This window comes from Dactylosporangium sp. NPDC000244 (assembly GCF_040300725.1).
GTDB lineage: Bacteria > Actinomycetota > Actinomycetes > Mycobacteriales > Micromonosporaceae > Dactylosporangium.
Window position 1 is genome coordinate 31,029 of the sequence record NZ_JBEPEH010000067.1, and the last position, 16,359, is coordinate 47,387.

Sequence of the window (16,359 nt, forward strand, 5' to 3'; positions counted from 1 at the left end):
GGAACGACTATGACCTTGTCTGACCAGGACAGCTTACGGGCCCTCATGGAGCGGCGGGTCGCGGCTGCCCGCGCCGCCGCCCGGGCCGACGCGGAGATCCCGCGCCGGTCCGACCCGGACGCGCCGCAGCCGCTGTCACCGTCGCAGACCCGGCTGTGGTTCAACGCGCAGTTCGAGACCAACACGTCGATCTACCACGTGCCCACGGTGCTGCGGCTGACCGGCCCGCTCGACGCCGACGCGCTGCTGGCCGCGATCCGCGAGGTCGCCGCCCGGCACGAGGTCCTGCGCAGCGTCATCGCGCCGCCCGCGCACGCCGTCGCCGGCCCGGCCGACCGGATCGAACTGTCCCTTGTGGACATCGGCGAACCCGGGCTGGACGCGGCGCTGCGGACCGAGGTGAGCCGGCCCTTCGAGCTCGACCGCGAGCCGCCGATGCGGGCCGTGCTCTTCCGGCTCGGCGCCGAGCACCACGTGCTGGCCCTGACCGTGCACCACATCGCCACCGACGCGTGGTCGCGGGACCTGATGCTCGACGAGATCGGCGCGCTCTACGCCGCCCGGCTCGGCCAGGGCACGCCGCCCGCCCCGCCGCGGCTGCAGTACGCCGACATCACCGAGTGGCAGGCCACGCGGACCGCGGACGACCACGTCGGCTGGTGGGTCGAGCGGCTGGCCGGGCTCGCCCCCGTGCTCGCCCTCCCCGTCGACCGGCCCTACCCGGCGGTGGCCGACTGGAGCGGCGGCTACCTGCCATTCAACCTGTCCCCGGCCCTGGCCGAGCGGGTGCGCCAGACCGCCCACGAGTGCAACGCGACGCCGTTCATGGTGGTGCTCGCGGCCTGGCAGGCGCTGCTGGGCCGGCTCTGCGGCAGCGAGGACGTCGCCGTCGGCGTGCCCGAGTCCGGGCGCCACCACCGCGCGACCGAGGGCGTCGTCGGCTGCTTCATCAACACGCTCGTGATGCGCACCGACCTGTCCGGCGACCCGACCGGCCGGCAGCTGCTCGACCGCGTCCGGGAGACCACCCTCGAGGCCTTCGCGCACGCCACCGCGCCCTTCGAGCGGGTCGTGGAGGCCGTGGCGCCCGAGCGCTCCACCGCCACGACACCGATCTTCCAGTCGATGCTGTACCTGCTCGAGGCCGCCCAGCGCGACCCGGTGCTGCCCGGCGTGCGCGCCGAGCGGCTCGACGCCCCGCTCGACTTCAACAAGTTCGACGTGAGCCTGTCGCTGCAGGCCGAGAACGGCGGCTACGAGGGCGAGCTGCACTACCGCCTCGACCTGTTCGACCGGGCGACGGTCGAGCGCTGGTCGCGCTGGCTGCTCGCCCTGCTCGACGGGATGCTGGCCGAGCCCGACCGCCCGCTCTCGCAGCTCGACCTGCTGGGCGAGGCCGAGCGGGCCGAGCTGGTGGCCCTCGGCACCGGCCCGGACCTGCCCGCCGGCGCGCCCGCGACGGTGCTCGACGCGGTCCTCGCCCAGGCCGACGCCCGCCCCGCGGCCGTCGCCGTCGACGCCTCCGACGGCACCCTGAGCTACGGCGACCTGGCCGCGGCCGCGGCCAGGATCGCGACCGCGCTGCGCGAGCACGGGGCCGGCTCCGGCGCGCCCGTCGGGATCTGCCTGCCCCGCGACCGGCACCTGCCCGCCGCGCTGGTCGGCGTCTGGCAGGCCGGCTCGGCCTACGTGCCCCTGGAGCCCGACCACCCGGCCGAGCGGCTGCGCTACCAGCTGAGCGACTCCGGCGCCAAGGTCGTCCTCGCCGCCGCGGAGACGCTCGACGTGGCCCGCCCGCTCGTCGAGGGCACCGGCGCCGTCCTCGTCGACCTGACCGACGCGCTGGCCGCCGAGCCCGGCGAGCTCCCCGCGCCCGGCCCCGACGACCTCGCGTACATCCTCTACACCTCCGGCTCGACCGGCCGCCCCAAGGGGGTGGAGCTCAACCACGGCGCCGTCGCCGCGTTCGTCGCCGCCAACTGCGAGCTGGTGCCGGTGACGCCCGACGACGTGATGCTCGGCCTGACCGCGCTCTCGTTCGACGTGGCCGGGCTCGAGCTGTGGTGCGGCCTCGGCAAGGGCGCCCGCCTGGTGCTGCTGGAGCGCGGCGTGGCCGTCGACGGGCACCTGGTGGCGCAGCGCATCGCCGAGTCCAAGGTGACCGTGATGACCGCGACCCCGACCACGTTCCGGATGCTCGTCGCGGCCGGCTGGCAGTCGCCGGAGGTGCGCGGGATCGCCATAGGCGAGGCCCTCGACCCCGTGCTCGCCCGCGAGCTCACGGTCCGGCTCGGCGAGGCCTGGAACGGCTACGGCCCGACCGAGACCGCCGTGGTGTCCACGATGTACCGCCTCACCGCCCCCGTCGGCGACACCGTGCCCATCGGCACCCCGATGGCGGGGGAGTGGGTGTACGTGGTGGACCCCGCCGGCCGCCTCGCGCTGCCCGGGACCATCGGCGAGCTGTGGATCGGCGGGGCCGGTGTGGCCCGCGGCTACCACGGCCGGCCCGACCTGACCGAGGCCGCGTTCGTCGCCGACCCGGTCCGGCCCGGCGAGCGCTGTTACCGCACCGGCGACCTGGTGCGCTGGCGCACCGACGGGCTGCTGGACTTCCTCGGCCGCCGCGACCACCAGGTGAAGGTGCGCGGGCACCGCATCGAGCTCGGCGAGATCGAGTCGCAGCTGCGCTCGGCGGCGGACGTGGCCGAGGCGGTGGTGACCGTCGCCGACCCGACCGGCGACGCGCACCTCGTCGGCTACGTGGTGCCGCGGCCGGGCTCGACGCCGGACACGCAGGCCCTGGAGACCCTGCTGCGGGCGGCGCTGCCCGACTACATGGTGCCGCGCCGCTGGATGACGCTGGACGCGCTGCCGGTCAACGCGTCCGGGAAGGTCGACCGCACGGCGCTGCCCGAGCCGCGGGACGAGGTGCAGCAGCGGGTCGCGCCGCGCACCGAGGCGGAGCAGCTGGTCGCCGAGGTGTGGAGCGCCGTGCTGAAGCGCGATGAGCTGTCGGTGTACGACAACTTCTTCGCGCTGGGCGGGCACTCCCTGTCCGCGACGCTGGTCGTGGGCCGGCTCCGCGACGCGCTGGACTTCGCGGTGCCGGTGCGGCTGCAGTTCGAGCAGCCGGTGCTGGCGAACTTCGCCGCCGCGCTGGAGGCGCTGCTGCTGGCCGAGGTGACGCAGGCGTGACGGTCACCGACACCCAGCGCTCGCTGCTGCAACAGCGGCTGGCCGGGGCGCGCCGCAACGCCGCCCGCACCGCGAGCACCATTCCCGCGTCCTCCGATCCGGGTGCGCCGGCGCCGCTGTCGCCGGCCCAGGCCCGGCTGTGGTTCCTGCACCAGCTGGAGCCGGACAGCGGCGCCTACCACGTGACGGCCACCGTGCGGCTGACCGGCCGGCTCGACGTGGCCGCGCTGACCGCCGCGATCCGGGACCTGGCCATGCGTCACCACGTGCTGCGCACCCGGTTCGTGGACCGCGACGGCGTGCCGACCGCGGTGCTGGGCGGCGCGGACGACGTGCCCGTCGAGACCGACGGGGACCTGGACGCGTTCCGGCACCGGGCGTTCCGGCTCGAGGAGGAGCCGCCGCTGCGGGCGCTGATCCGCCGCGACGGGCCGGACGAGCACGTGCTGCTGCTCGTGGTCCACCACATCGCCTTCGACGCGTGGTCGATCGACCTGGCCCTGAGCGAGATCGCCGACCTGTACGCCGCCCGCCTCGACGGCCGCCCGGCGCCGGACGCGCCCGGGCTGCAGTACGCCGACTACACCCGCTGGCAGGCCGGCCTCGAGCCGTCGGCCGCGGCCCTGGACCGGTGGGTCGAGCGGCTGCAGGGCCTGGCGCCGGTGCTGGACCTGCCGGCCGACCGGCCCCGCCCCGCGGTGGCCGGCCACGGGGCCGGGCAGGTGCACGTGCACGTGCCAGCGGCGCTGACCGGCCCGATCGCCGGGCTCGCCGCGTCCTGCGGGGCCACCCCGTTCATGGTGCTGCTCACCGCGTTCCAGGCGCTGCTGGCCCGGGTGTGCGGCACGGACGACATCCCGATCGGCGTCCCGGTCGCGGGCCGGCACCACCCCGACCTCGAGAAGATGATCGGCTGCTTCATCGGCACGCTGGTCATGCGGACCGACTGCTCCGGCGACCCGACCGGCCGCGAGCTGCTGACCCGGGTCCGCGAGATGGCGATCGACGCGCTCGCGCAGTCCGAGACCCCGTTCGAGCGGATCGTGGAGCGGCTGCAGCCCGAGCGCAACCTCGCCCACACGCCGATCTTCCAGGTGCTGCTCAACGTGCTGGAGCAGCCGGCCGCGCCGCTGCGCCTGCCGCACCTGGACGCGCAGGGCATGGAGCTGCCGACCCACACGGCCAAGTACGACCTCAACCTCGCGCTGTCGCGCGGGGACGACGGCTACCGCGGCTCGCTGGTGTTCCGCGCCGACCTGTTCGACCAGCAGACCGCCCGGCGGCTGATGGACTGGTTCCTGGCGCTGCTGACGGGCCTGGTCACCGAGCCCGACCGCCCCGTCGGCGAGCTGGCGCTGGAGCCCGGCGTGCGGCCCGGCCCGGACGGCCCACCGGCGTCCTACCCGCTGGACCGGCCGCTGCACGAGCTCATCGCCCGCCACGCCGGGTCGGCGCCCGACGCGACCGCGGTGGTCGCGGCCGACGGGCGGCTGTCGTACGCGGAGCTGGACCGGCGCGCCGGGGCGGTGGCGGCCCGGCTGCTGGCGGCCGGCGTGCGGCCCGAGGAGCCGGTCGCGGTGCTCACCGAGCGCGGGACGGCCCTGCCCGTCGCGATGCTGGGCGCGCTCAAGGCCGGCGCCGTCTACCTGCCCGTCGACCCCGGCTACCCGGACGGCCGCGTGGCGGAGATCCTCGACGCGGCGCAGGCCCGGTTCGTGCTCACCGAGGCCGCGTTCGCGGGCCGCGAGCCGTGCCGCGTTCCGGGCCGCGAGGCGATCGTCGTCGCGGACGTGACCGGCGAGCCGGCCGAGGCCGTGGTGGTGCCGATGGACCACCTCGCGTACCTCATCTTCACGTCCGGCTCGACCGGGCGGCCCAAGGGCGTCATGGTCGAGCACCGCAACATCGCGCACTACCTGCACGCGGTGGCGGACCGCATCGGGCACCACGGGTCCTACGCCCTGGTGTCCACCCACGCGGCCGACCTGGGCATGACGAACCTGTTCGGGGCGCTCGCCACCGGCGGCGTGGCGCACCTCGTGGACCGCGAGGTCGCCACGGATCCGGAGGCGTTCGCGGCCTACCTGGCCGAGCACCGGGTCGACGCGATGAAGCTGGTCCCGAGCCACCTGGAGCTGCTGGCCGCGCACGGCGACCTCGCCGCGCTGCTGCCCCGCGAACTGCTCATCCTCGCCGGCGAGCCGTGCCCGTGGGAGCTGGTCGACCGCATCGAGCGGGTGCGGCCGGACCTCGAGGTGCAGGTCCACTACGGCCCGACCGAGACGACGGTCTCCGTGCTCGGCTGCGACGTGCGCGAGGTTCCGGCCGAGCGCCGCATCGGCACCGTCCCCATCGGGCGCCCGTTCGCGAACGTCGAGTGCCGGGTGACCGACCGGGCGGGCCGGCCGGTGCCGGACGGGGTGCCGGGCGAGCTGCGCATCGGCGGGCCGAGCGTGGCCCGCGGATACCTGAACCTCGTCGACGACCGCTTTCAGCAGGGGTGGTACCGATCCGGCGACCGCGTCCGCGTCGACGCCCACGGCCTGGTGCAGATCCTGGGCCGGGTCGACGACCAGGTGAAGATCCGCGGTTTCCGGGTCGAGCTCAACGAGGTCGCCTCCGCGGTGCGCGGGGTCCCCGGCGTCGGCGAGGCCGTGGTGCTGCCCGTCGGCGAGGCGCACACGCGCCGGCTGGCCGCCTGGATCACGCCCGCGACGGCCGATCCCGGGGTGGTGCGGGCCGCGCTGCGCGACCGGCTCCCGGACTACATGGTGCCGTCGGCGTTCGTTGTGCTCGACCGGCTCCCGCTGACCGCCAACGGCAAGGTGGACCGGACCGCGCTGCCCGCACCGCAGCCGCCGGGCGCCGCCACCCGGGTCGCGCCGGAGACCCCGACGCAGCTGCGGGTCGCCGCGGCCTGGGCCGAGGTCCTCGACGGCGTCGAGATCGGGCTGGACGACGACTTCTTCGCCCTCGGCGGCGACTCGTTCAAGGCCGTGCGCGCCGTGCGGGCCATCGACCCGCAGCTGCGCGTCATCGATCTGTTCACCCGCCCGACCGTGCGCGAGCTGGCCGCCTATCTCGACGGCGACACCGGCTCGACCGGGCTGCTGCACCGCCTCGCGGGCCCGGCCGACGCGACGCTGACGGTCGTCTGCGTGCCCTACGGCGGCGGCTCGGCCGCGGCGTACGGGCCGCTCGCCACCGAGCTCGCGCAGCGCCTGCCGGGCGCGGCCGTGCTGGCGATCGAGCTGCCCGGGCACGACCCCGCCCGGCCGGACGAGCCGCCGCTGCCGATGGCCGAGCTGATCGACCGCGTGGTGGCTGACCTGCCGACCGGCCCCGTGCTGGTCTACGGCCACTGCGTCGGCTCGGCGGCCGCCACCGAGCTCGCCCTGCGCCTGGAGTCCGAGGGCCGCGAGGTCGCCGGGCTGGTCGTGGCCGGCAGCTTCCCGGCGGCCCGGCTGCCGGGGCGGGTGTCGTCCTGGTTCCACCGGCGCTTCCACGCCACGTGGTTCACCTCCGACCGGGCGTACCGCGACTTCCTGCGCACGCTCGGCGGGCTCGACGACGACGAGGGCCTCGACGCCGACGTGATCCTGCGCAGCCTGCGGCACGACGTGGACGAGTCGCAGACGTGGTTCACCCGCGAGCTGACCCGGCCCGACCGGCGGCGGCTGCGGGCGCCCGTGCTGTGCCTGATCGGGGCGCGGGACCGCTCGACGGAGCTGTACCAGGAACGCTATGCGGAATGGGGCGCCTTCGCGGATCGCGTCGCGCTGGCGGTCCTGCCCCGGGCCGGGCACTACTTCCTCAAGCACCAGGCGGCGGCCGCGGCCGACGAGATCGCCGGGGCGCTGCGGGAGTGGGGCGCGGGCCGGGCGCCGGAGGAGGTCAGCACCGCGGTCACCGGCGGCCGGGCCCGCCGCGACCTGCGCGAGTTCTACGTCATGACGGCCGGCCAGACCGCCTCGCTGATCGGTGCCGCGCTGAGCTCGTTCGCCCTGGGCGTCTGGGCGTACCAGCAGAACGGCCGCGTCGCCGACTACGCCCTCGTCACCATGCTCGCCCTGCTGCCCTCGATCCTGCTGCTACCGGTGGGCGGGGCCGTGGCGGACCGGATCGACCGGCGGCGCATCATGCTGGCCTGCAACGGCGCGGGCGCGGTGGTCATGTCCGCCGTGGTCACCCTGCTGGCGCTGGACCGGCTGGAGATCTGGAGCGTCGGGCTGCTGGCCGGGCTGCTGTCCGCGGTGACCGCCTTCCACCGGCCCGCGTACCTGGCCGCGGTCGCGCAGCTGGTGCCGAAGCCCTACCTGGGCCAGGCCAACGCGCTGGCGAACCTCGGCCCGGGCATCGGCATGCTCATCGCCCCGCTGGCCGGCGGCGCACTGATCACGGCGCTGGGCATGCCGTGGGTGGTCGCGGTCGACGTGCTGTCGCTGCTCCTCGGCGTCGGCACGCTGCTGCTGGTGCGCCTGCCCGACCGGCTTTTCCGCCGGCAGGAGGAGACCTTCGTCCGCGCGATCGTCGGCGGCTGGCGGTTCCTCGTCCGGCGCCGCCCGCTCATGATCATGATCGTGTTCTTCGTGGTCGAGAACTACCTCGCGATGCTCGCCCTCGCCGTGACCGTGCCGACCGTGTACGCGTTCGGCGGCACGGCGGGGGTCAGCGTCGTCACCGCGTTCAGCGGCGTCGGGGCCGGCCTCGGCGCGCTGGCCATGGTGCTGTGGGGCGGCGCCGAGCGCCGGGCCACGGGCATGGTGGGCTTCGTCATCGGGGTCGGCCTCGGGGCCGCGCTCGTCGGGCTGCGGCCGTCGACGGCGCTCGCGGCGGTGGGCAGTCTCATCTGGTACGGCTCGCTCACCATCCTCAACGCCCACTGGCTCGCGATCATCCAGGTCAAGGTCGGCCTGGAGCTGCAGGGCCGGGTGCTCGCCACGAACCAGATGCTGGCCGTGGCGATGACGCCGGTCGCGTTCCTGACCGCGCCGCCGTTCACGGACGCGGTCGCGCCGCTGCTGCGGCCCGGGGGTGCGCTCGCGGACACGGTCGGGCGGGTCGTGGGGGTCGGGGATGCCCGCGGTACGGGGCTGATCCTGCTTGCCTGCGGCGTGCTGCTGGTGGTCTGGGGCGCGCTGGGCCTCGCCTACCGGCCCCTGCACCGGATGGAGGACGACCTGCCGGACGCCTCAGCGGGTGCCGAGATCCCCGACTCGCTGGACGAGGTCCAGGCCGAGGCCGACGAACAGGTGCGTGTGTAGTCCGACGCGCTGGGCGGCCGCGATGTTCTCGTCGCGGTCGTCCACGAACAGCAGTTGATCGGGGGCCAGGCCGAGCTCGCGGCAGCACCAGCGATATGCCGCGGGGTCCGGCTTGGCCAGCCCGATCCGGCACGAGAAGGCCACGAGCTCGAAGTGGCGCAGCCACCGCCGGTGGTGCCGCTCGTAGTGGGCCGCGAGCTCCTCGGGGATGTTGGACAGCAGCGCCAGGCGCACCCCCGCGGCCGCGGTCCGCTCGACCAGGCCGACCATCTCCTCGTCGACCTCGCTCCAGCTCGCGATGTCCGCCTCGATGAGGGCGGCGATCCGCTCCTCGGTGAACCCGGCGACCCGGCGCCAGCACTCGGCGCCGGTGACGTGGCCCGTGTCGTAGGCGACGCGCTGGTGCCAGTACGACTGCCAGAAATCGGCTTCGGGGAGACCGGCGATCTCGACGAGGGTGTCGCGACCGGCCTGCGACTGGTGCCGGGCGATGACTCCGAACAGGTCGAAGAGGATGACGTCGGGCACGGCGCTCAGACCCTCCGCACGACGGTGCCGGCGGCGGTGAGCGCGTTCGTGTCGTCCTCGGCCGCGTCGCCGGTGGTGACCACGAGGCTGAACGCGGACACGGGCGCCACGAACGCCAGCGCCGTGCGGGCGAGCTTGGCCGGCTCGGCGACCACGATCACGCGGTGGGCCGAGGCGATGATCGCGCGCTTGATCGCCGCGTCGGCGAGGTCGTAGGCGGTCAACCCGGCGGCGGTCAGCCCGCAGCAGCCGAGGATCGCGGTGTCGAAGCGCAGCGCGGCCAGGGACGCCTCGGCGAGTGGGCCGGTGAGCGCGAGCTCGTCCGGGCGGGGCTCGCCGCCGGGGAGCAGCAGCCGCAGCTGGGGGGCGCCGGTGAGGGCATTGGCCGCGTGCATCGACAGCGGCATGACGGTGAGCCGGCGCGGGGCGAGCAGGCGGGCGACCTCGAGGCAGGTGGTCCCGCTGTCGAGGACGACGGCCTCCCCGTCGGCGATCAGGTCCGCGACCGCCTCGGCGATGCGCCGCTTGGCGTCCAGCCCCTCGTGCGTCCGCACCGCGAACGGCGGCTCCTCGCCGCGCAGCGTGAGGCTGCGCGCGCCGCCCCGGTAGCGCTCGACCATGCCCTGGTCCGCCAGCTGCTCCAGATCCCGGCGCACGGTCATCTCGGAGGTGCCCGTCAGCTCGGCCAGCCGCGGGACGCCGAGCTGCCCGGCCTGCTGCACCGCGTCAAGGATCCGCCGGTGGCGGTCGCTGAGCGTCATGCCCGCCATTGAACACCACTGGCGCGGTAAAGACAACGTTTCAAACGCGGATCTTGTTTGTTATGTTCGCTGCCATGTTCCCCTCGACCATCGTCGCGGCGCCCACCCCGCCCGCGGTCCGCACCGCCACCACCGCGACCTACGCGGCCTTCATCGGGTCGGGCTTCGCGTTCGCCAGCTGGGCCGCCCGCATCCCGCAGGTCCGTGACCGCCTCGGGCTCGACTCGGCCGCCCTCGGCCTGGTCCTGCTGGCCATCGCCGCCGGCTCCCTGGTCGCGCTCCCGCTGTCCGGCCCCCTGGTGACCCGCTTCGGCTCGTCCCGGGTCGTCGGCGCGATGGCGGTGCTGCTCGGCGTCGGTCTCGCCGTCGCCGCGCTCGGCTCGCAGGCCGGCATCGCGCCGGTCGTCGCCGGCCTGGCGCTGCTCGGCTTCGCCAACGGGGCGTGGGACGTCGCGATGAACGTCCAGGGCACCGTGGTGGAGCGCCACCTCGGCCGATCGATCATGTCCCGCTTCCACGCCGGATTCAGCCTCGGTACCGTCGCCGGCGCGCTCGTCGGCGCGGCCATGGTCGCCCTGCACGTCCCCGTGGCCGCGCACCTCGTGACCGTCGCCGTGCTCGTCGTGCTCGTGGTCACGTGGCAGGCGCGGCGCTTCATCGCCGACCACGACCCCACCGAGCCCGCCGCCGAGCAGTCCGCCCCCGGCGGCGCCCTGGCCGCCTGGAAGGAGCCGCGCACGCTGCTGATCGGCCTGTTCGTGCTCGCCTTCGCCTTCGCCGAGGGCGTCGGCAACGACTGGATCAGCGTCGCCGCGATCGACGGCCACCACGTGTCCGCCACGCTCGGCACCATCGCGTTCGCGCTCTTCCTGACCGCGATGACCGCGGGCCGCTGGTTCGGCCCCCGCCTCCTGGACCGCTACGGCCGCACCGGGGTCGTGCGCGTCCTGGCCCTGATCGGCATCGCCGGCGTGGCGCTCTTCGTCTTCGGCCCCGGCCCGGTCTACGCCTACGCGGGCACTCTGCTCTGGGGCCTGGGCGCCTCGCTGGGCTTCCCGGTCGGCATGAGCGCCGGCGGCGACGATCCCCGCAAGGCCGCCGGGCGGGTGAGCGTCATCGCCTCGATCGGCTACTGCGCCTTCCTCGGCGGGCCGCCCACCATCGGCTTCCTCGGCGACCACATCACCGTGCTGCGCGCCCTGACCGTGGTGGCCGTCCTGCTGGCCGTGGCCGCGATGATCGCCGCGACGGTCCGCCCGCCGCGGCCGTCGTCCTGACCGGTTCCGGGGACCGGTCTTACGGCGGCTAGATCTTGTCGAGCATCTCCACCCGGCGGCCTGGTCCACTCGACGTCAAGGAGCTCGGCAACATCCCTGACGACGGCGGCTGGTGCACCCAAGGCCGCCATGACGGCAAACGCAACCGTGCCGCCGCCGACCAGCGTCGGCCGCCGCCGGGACCGTCACGGCGACGTTGTCGATGACGGCGGACCGCTGAACGCTTCGCCGCTGTCGCGGGACGGCACGGCGGGGATGTGTGACCGTCTGGCCGATCCGCCGCTGCGAGGTTCTCGGTCACCGCGCTAGCAGAGGCCGAGCGCGCGAAGCGCTCGGCGCTAGCTCACGGGCGGGGCCCAGCCCGGGCGGCGGATCAGGCAGAAGGGGTGGCCGGCCGGATCGGCGAACACATGGTCGCCGGGCAGCCGGGTGGCGCCGAGCGCGACGACCGCCGCCGCGGCCCCGGCGAGGTCGTCCACCATCACGTCCAGGTGCATCTGCTGCGGGACCGCGGGATCGGGCCAGGTCGGGCGGCGGTGGTCCGGTGCTCGCTGGAAGGCGAGGCCGGACGTCGCCGTGTCGGGGGAGACGACCACGAAGTCGCCGTCGTCGTGGGTGATCGGGTCGCCGAGCACGGCGCTCCAGAAGCGGGCCTCGGCGGCCGGGTCGGGGCAGTCGAGGATCAGATGGTGGCGGCGGCCGACGGGCACTGGATCACCCCAGCGGGCCGCCGGACAGGACGATGACCGTCCCGGCCGCGGCGGCGCTCAGCAGGGTCAGGACCGGGCCGCGGCGCAGGGCCAGGAGGAGCACCGCGGCCGCGGCCAGCACGAACCACTGCCAGGTCTGGGTGAGGGTCAGGGCCAGCGGGATCGCCGAGCCCAGGATGGCGCCGATCGCGGCCGGGGCCGCGCCGTCCAGGAAGGCCCGCACGGCCCGGTTGCCGCGCAGGCGGTCGAAGCGGTGGGCGCCCAGCAGGATGAACGCGAAGGACGGGCTGAAGGCGACGGCCGAGGCCAGCAGGCCGCCGCCCAGCCCGGCCGCGGCGTAGCCGACCACCGCCACCGTCTGCACGACCGGGCCCGGCGTGATCTGGCCTAGGGCGACCGCGTTGAGGAACTGGGCGCCGGTCATCCAGTGGTAGTTGTCGACCGCGTCGGCGCGCATGAGCGGGATGATGACGAAGCCGCCGCCGTAGGACAGGGCGCCGACCTTGAGCGCGACCCAGGCCACGGACAGCAGGACCCCGCCGCCGAGACCGGTCATCGCCAGGGCCGGGGTCAGCGGCCGGCGGGGGGCGGGGACCCGCTGGGCCAGGAGCTCGACGATGCCCGCGACGACCAGGAGCAGCACCAGCCAGGGGCCGATGGTCGCGGCGGCGACGGTGCCGGCCAGGAGGTACAGGATCCATCTGACGCGGGTGCTCTGCTGGGGTGCACGCTGCCATCCCGCGGGGATCAGGCTGACCCCGGCCTGGACGGCGACCGCGGCCACCGCGGCGCCCGCACCCGCGCCGGCGGCCTTCACCCACGTGGGCGGGTCGCCGCGCAGGAACAGCACCGCCAGGGCCAGGATCACGATCAGGCCCGGGACGATGAACGCGGCCCCGCCCACGAGCGCGCCCACGCGGCCCCGGACCCGCCAGGCGCAGAAGATGGCCAGCTGGGTCGAGGCCGGGCCGGGCAGCAGGTTGCACGCCGCGATGGCGTCCTCGAACTCCTGCGCGTCGATCCACCGGCGATCCTCGACGCAGAGCTTGCGCAGCAGGGCGATGTGGACCGGGGGACCGCCGAAGCCGAGGCAGCCGATGCGGCCCCACTCCTTCAGGACGGTGGCGAGGCTTACGTCGTCGCGCATGTGTGCAGGAAGTGGTCGAGGCGCTCGGCGATCTCGTCGGCGGCGCGGTCGAATGCGGGGCGGCCGTCCGGCTCGGCGGACGGGTCGGGCATGCTCCAGTGGATCGTGTCGGGGTGCCCCGGGAACTCGGGGCAGACCTCGCGGACCTTGTCGCACAGCGTGATGACGTGGCCGAAGCGCCGGTCGGCGAACTCGTCCAGGTGCTTCGGGCGCGCGGCGCTCAGGTCCAGGCCGCGGGCGGCCATCGCGGCGATCGCGTCGGGGTGGATGGGCTTCGGGCGGCTGCCGGCGCTGTGCGCGGCGATCGTCCCGTTCGAGCGGGCGCGGAGCAGGGCCTCGGCCATCTGGGACCGGGAGCTGTTGCCGGTGCACAGGAACAGCACGCTCGTCGGTTCCGGCGCGGCCGGCTCCGGAGCGACGTAGCGCAGGGCCGGATGCAGCGCGCCTCCCGCCGCGGCCAGCTGCTCGCCGCAGTGGGTGAGGTCCAGGCGGTAGTAGATGTCGCGGGCGTCGGCGGCGCTGCGGCGGGACCGGACCAGCTCGGCGCGGCGCAGGTGGCCCAGATGGTACGACACCAGGCTCTGCTGCTCGCCGACCAGCGCCGTCAGCTCGTGCACCTGGCGGTCGCTGCGGGACAGCTCGCCGAGCAGCCGCCACCGCAGCGGGTGCGCCGCGGCCTGCAGGAACGGGGGCAACTCCTCCACGCCCGCAGAATACATCAAATCAGTTTTATGCAAATCGCGGGTGTCGGGCGAGCAGGCGGGGGCGAGCGCCGGTGCCGGGCGAGCCGGCCGAGGGCGAGCGCCGGCTTTATGCGAATCGTCGGCGTCGGGCGAGGACGCCGAGGGCGATCGCGGCCAGCCCGAGCGCCACGGCCGCGCCGGCGCCGATGACGCCGTTGCCGGTGCCCGGGCCGCCGTCCGCGGTCGCGAGCACGATGACGCCGGTGAACAGGCCGGCCGCTCCGGCCGCCAGGGCGACGGTCGCGCCCCGGCCGGCCCGGCGCAGGGCCGGGCGCCGATGACGATGGCGGCCAGCGCGACGATGGCGGCCAGGGTGGCCACGGCCCGGTCGACGGTCATGGTCGACTCCTTCACTTGTGCGAATGGGATGCCACCGATCCTGGCCGCCGCGGCGGTCGCGGCGCATCGGCTCGCGGACGGCTCTGTGGGCTGCCACGGCCGCGGCAGATGCCGGGTGCCTGCTGCGCGCGCAGTAGGCCGGCGCGGACGCCGGGGGACGGCTCTGCGGGGTGCCGCGGCCGCGGCAGATGCCGGGCGCCTGCTGCGCGCGCAGTAGGCCGATGCGGTCCGCGTGGACGAGTCGCCCGAGCCCGGGCCCGGCTAAGGTGCCCGCATGGGCCGCATCTCGGACTGGGGCATCGCCGTCGGCATCGCGGCGATCCTGCTGATCACCGGGGTCTCCGAGCACCGCCCCGGCCCTGAGGTCGGGTACGCGCTGCTGGTCGCCGGCGGCCTCGCCCTGGCCGCGCGCCGGCGGGCGCCGGTGGTCGTGCTCGTCGCGACCGGCCTGTGCGCGGTCGGCTACCACGCGGCCGGGTTCGACGTGTTCGCCGTCGCCTATCTCGTCGCGGTGTACGCCGCGATGCGCGCCGGTCGCCGGGCCGCGACCGTCGCCGTCAGCGTGGCCATGCTCGCCGCGCTGCCACTGGCGGCCCTGGCCGCGGGCCAGAGCACCGCCGCGGCGTTCGCCCAGTCCCGCGGCGTGCTCGAGATCGCGTGGCTGATCGCCGCCGGGGCGGCCGGCGAGGCGCTGCGCCAGGCCGAGCGGCGCGCGGACGAGGCCGAGCGGACCCGCGAGGAGATCGCCCGCCGCCGCGCCGACGAGGAGCGGCTGCACATCGCCCGCGAGCTGCACGACTCGCTCACCCACCAGATCTCGGTGATCAAGGTGCAGGCCGAGGCCGCCGTCCACGTGGCCCGCAAGCGGGGCGAGGCGGTGCCGGACGCGCTGCTCGCGATCCGCGAGGCCGGCCGGGAGGCGGCCCGCGAGCTGCGCGCCACGCTCGAGGCGCTGCGCGACGACGACGCGTCCGGGCCCAACGGCCTCGAGCACGTCCCCGAGCTGGTCGAACGGGCCCGGGCGAGCGGGGTCGAGGCGACGCTGACGATCGAGGGCGACCGGGCCGGGCTGCCCGCCGCGCTGGAGCGCACCGCCTACCGCATCGTCCAGGAGTCGCTCACGAACGTCGCCCGGCACGCGGCGGCCGCGACCGCCGCGGTCACCATCGAGTACCGCCCCGGCCAGCTCGGCATCCGCGTCGTCGACGACGGCACCGCCACCCCGGCCGCGCCCGTCGCGCCCGGCGTGGGCCTGCTCGGCATGCGGGAGCGGGTGACCGCGCTCGGCGGCTCGCTGCACGCCGGGCCGCGCCCCGAGGGCGGCTTCGCCGTGCACGCCGAACTGCCCGTCGCGTGATCCGCGTGCTGCTGGTCGACGACCAGCCCCTCATCCGCAGCGGGTTCCGGGCCCTGCTCGACGCCGAGGACGACATCGAGGTCGTGGCCGAGGCCGGCGACGGCGGGGCGGCGGTGGCGCTCGCCGCGCGGCTGCGGCCCGACGTGGTCCTCATCGACGTGCGCATGCCCGTGGTCGACGGGCTCGAGGCGACCCGGCGCATCGCGGCCGACCCGAGCCTGGACGGGGTGCACGTGGTGGTGCTCACGAACTACGGCCTGGACGAGTATGTCTTCACGGCCCTGCGCGCCGGGGCGGCCGGCTTCCTGGTCAAGGACATCCTGCCCGAGGACTTTCTGCACGCCGTGCGGGTCGCGGCGCGCGGCGACGCACTGCTGGCGCCCTCGATCACCCGCAAGCTCATCGACCGGTACGTCACCCAGCCCCCGCTGGACCGTGCCACGGCCGCGCTGGCGGAGCTGACCGCCCGCGAGCGCGAGGCCGTCACCCTCGTCGCGCACGGCCTGGCCAACGACGAGATCGCCGCCCGCATGACGATCAGCCCCGTGACGGCCAAGACGCACGTCAACCGGGCCATGACCAAGCTGCACGCCCGGGATCGCGCGCAGCTCGTCGTCATCGCGTACGAGTCCGGCCTGGTCACCCCGCGCGGGCGAGAAGCACGATGAGCGCCCGGCGGCCGCACGGCCGCCGGGCGCCCGGACGATCACGGGTAGCTGACCACCGTGTGCGGCGTCACCTTGCTCGGCAGGGCGGCGTCGCCGGTGTCGTTGATGACGTGGGTGATGGAGCCCTTGCCCAGCGACACGGTCAGGATGCTGTGGAACTTGACGCCGGGGTTCACCGGGGCCTCGAACGAGTGGTACGCGGCGATCGACGAGTCGGTCGTGAAGACGCAGTAGCTGCCCATGCCCCACGCCTCGTGCGAGGTGACGTTCTCGGCGACCTTGTAGGCGGCGTAGCCGGTGATCCCGTCGTGGGACCAGGCGGCGGCCGACGGCGGGTCGTAGGGCAGCTCGTTCTGGAAGAAGATGG

General features: G+C 75.2%; 11 protein-coding genes and 1 pseudogene. 5 read left to right on the forward strand and 7 right to left on the reverse strand.

The features are described from left to right. Window positions 1-9 precede the first annotated feature (9 nt). Window positions 10-3,198 (forward strand): non-ribosomal peptide synthetase, encoded by a 3,189-nt coding sequence (locus ABT369_RS54300; protein ID WP_350625979.1) that lies wholly within the window; start codon window positions 10-12, stop codon window positions 3,196-3,198. After that, on the forward strand, window positions 3,195-8,462 hold the full coding sequence (locus ABT369_RS54305; protein WP_350625981.1) for a non-ribosomal peptide synthetase/MFS transporter: 5,268 nt from the start codon (window positions 3,195-3,197) through the stop codon (window positions 8,460-8,462). The genes ABT369_RS54300 and ABT369_RS54305 overlap by 4 nt, the downstream gene beginning before the upstream one ends. Here the strand turns inward: ABT369_RS54305 and ABT369_RS54310 are convergent. Continuing rightward, the gene (locus ABT369_RS54310; protein WP_350625983.1) at window positions 8,391-8,990 is read right to left on the reverse strand and encodes an HAD family hydrolase; all 600 of its coding nucleotides are present in this window, start codon (window positions 8,988-8,990) and stop codon (window positions 8,391-8,393) included. The two genes, ABT369_RS54305 and ABT369_RS54310, sit on opposite strands and share 72 nt — an antisense overlap. 5 nt (window positions 8,991-8,995) lie before the next feature. After that, the gene (locus tag ABT369_RS54315; protein WP_350625985.1) at window positions 8,996-9,751 is read right to left on the reverse strand and encodes a DeoR/GlpR family DNA-binding transcription regulator; all 756 of its coding nucleotides are present in this window, start codon (window positions 9,749-9,751) and stop codon (window positions 8,996-8,998) included. Between the two features lie 74 nt (window positions 9,752-9,825). Here ABT369_RS54315 and ABT369_RS54320 point away from each other — a divergent pair, with 74 nt between their 5' ends. After that, the gene (locus ABT369_RS54320) at window positions 9,826-11,028 is read left to right on the forward strand and encodes an MFS transporter (RefSeq protein ID WP_350625987.1); all 1,203 of its coding nucleotides are present in this window, start codon (window positions 9,826-9,828) and stop codon (window positions 11,026-11,028) included. 338 nt (window positions 11,029-11,366) lie between these two features. Here the strand turns inward: ABT369_RS54320 and ABT369_RS54325 are convergent, their stop codons facing one another. From ABT369_RS54325 to ABT369_RS54340, 4 genes are all read right to left on the reverse strand, one after another. Then, window positions 11,367-11,738: a VOC family protein gene (locus ABT369_RS54325; protein ID WP_350625989.1), complete on the reverse strand. Its 372-nt coding sequence runs from the start codon at window positions 11,736-11,738 to the stop codon at window positions 11,367-11,369. Window positions 11,739-11,742: 4 nt separating this feature from the next. After that, the gene (gene chrA / locus ABT369_RS54330; protein ID WP_350625991.1) at window positions 11,743-12,885 is read right to left on the reverse strand and encodes a chromate efflux transporter; all 1,143 of its coding nucleotides are present in this window, start codon (window positions 12,883-12,885) and stop codon (window positions 11,743-11,745) included. After that, a complete protein-coding gene (locus ABT369_RS54335) occupies window positions 12,870-13,589 on the reverse strand; it encodes an arsenate reductase/protein-tyrosine-phosphatase family protein (protein WP_350625993.1) in 720 nt (239 codons plus the stop codon). The genes chrA and ABT369_RS54335 overlap by 16 nt, the downstream gene beginning before the upstream one ends. A gap of 106 nt (window positions 13,590-13,695) precedes the next feature. Next, window positions 13,696-14,034 (reverse strand): DUF6223 family protein, encoded by a 339-nt coding sequence (locus ABT369_RS54340; RefSeq protein ID WP_350625999.1) that lies wholly within the window; start codon window positions 14,032-14,034, stop codon window positions 13,696-13,698. A gap of 207 nt (window positions 14,035-14,241) precedes the next feature. Here ABT369_RS54340 and ABT369_RS54345 point away from each other — a divergent pair, with 207 nt between their 5' ends. Both ABT369_RS54345 and ABT369_RS54350 read left to right on the forward strand, forming a co-directional pair. Beyond that, window positions 14,242-15,324, forward strand: coding sequence for a sensor histidine kinase (locus tag ABT369_RS54345; protein ID WP_350625995.1), 1,083 nt, complete (start codon window positions 14,242-14,244; stop codon window positions 15,322-15,324). Next, the gene (locus ABT369_RS54350; RefSeq protein ID WP_350625997.1) at window positions 15,321-15,992 is read left to right on the forward strand and encodes a response regulator; all 672 of its coding nucleotides are present in this window, start codon (window positions 15,321-15,323) and stop codon (window positions 15,990-15,992) included. Before ABT369_RS54345 ends, ABT369_RS54350 begins: the two co-directional genes overlap by 4 nt. Before the next feature lie 38 nt (window positions 15,993-16,030). Here the strand turns inward: ABT369_RS54350 and ABT369_RS54355 are convergent. Beyond that, a pseudogene (locus ABT369_RS54355) lies at window positions 16,031-16,359 on the reverse strand (discoidin domain-containing protein); the annotation flags it as partial.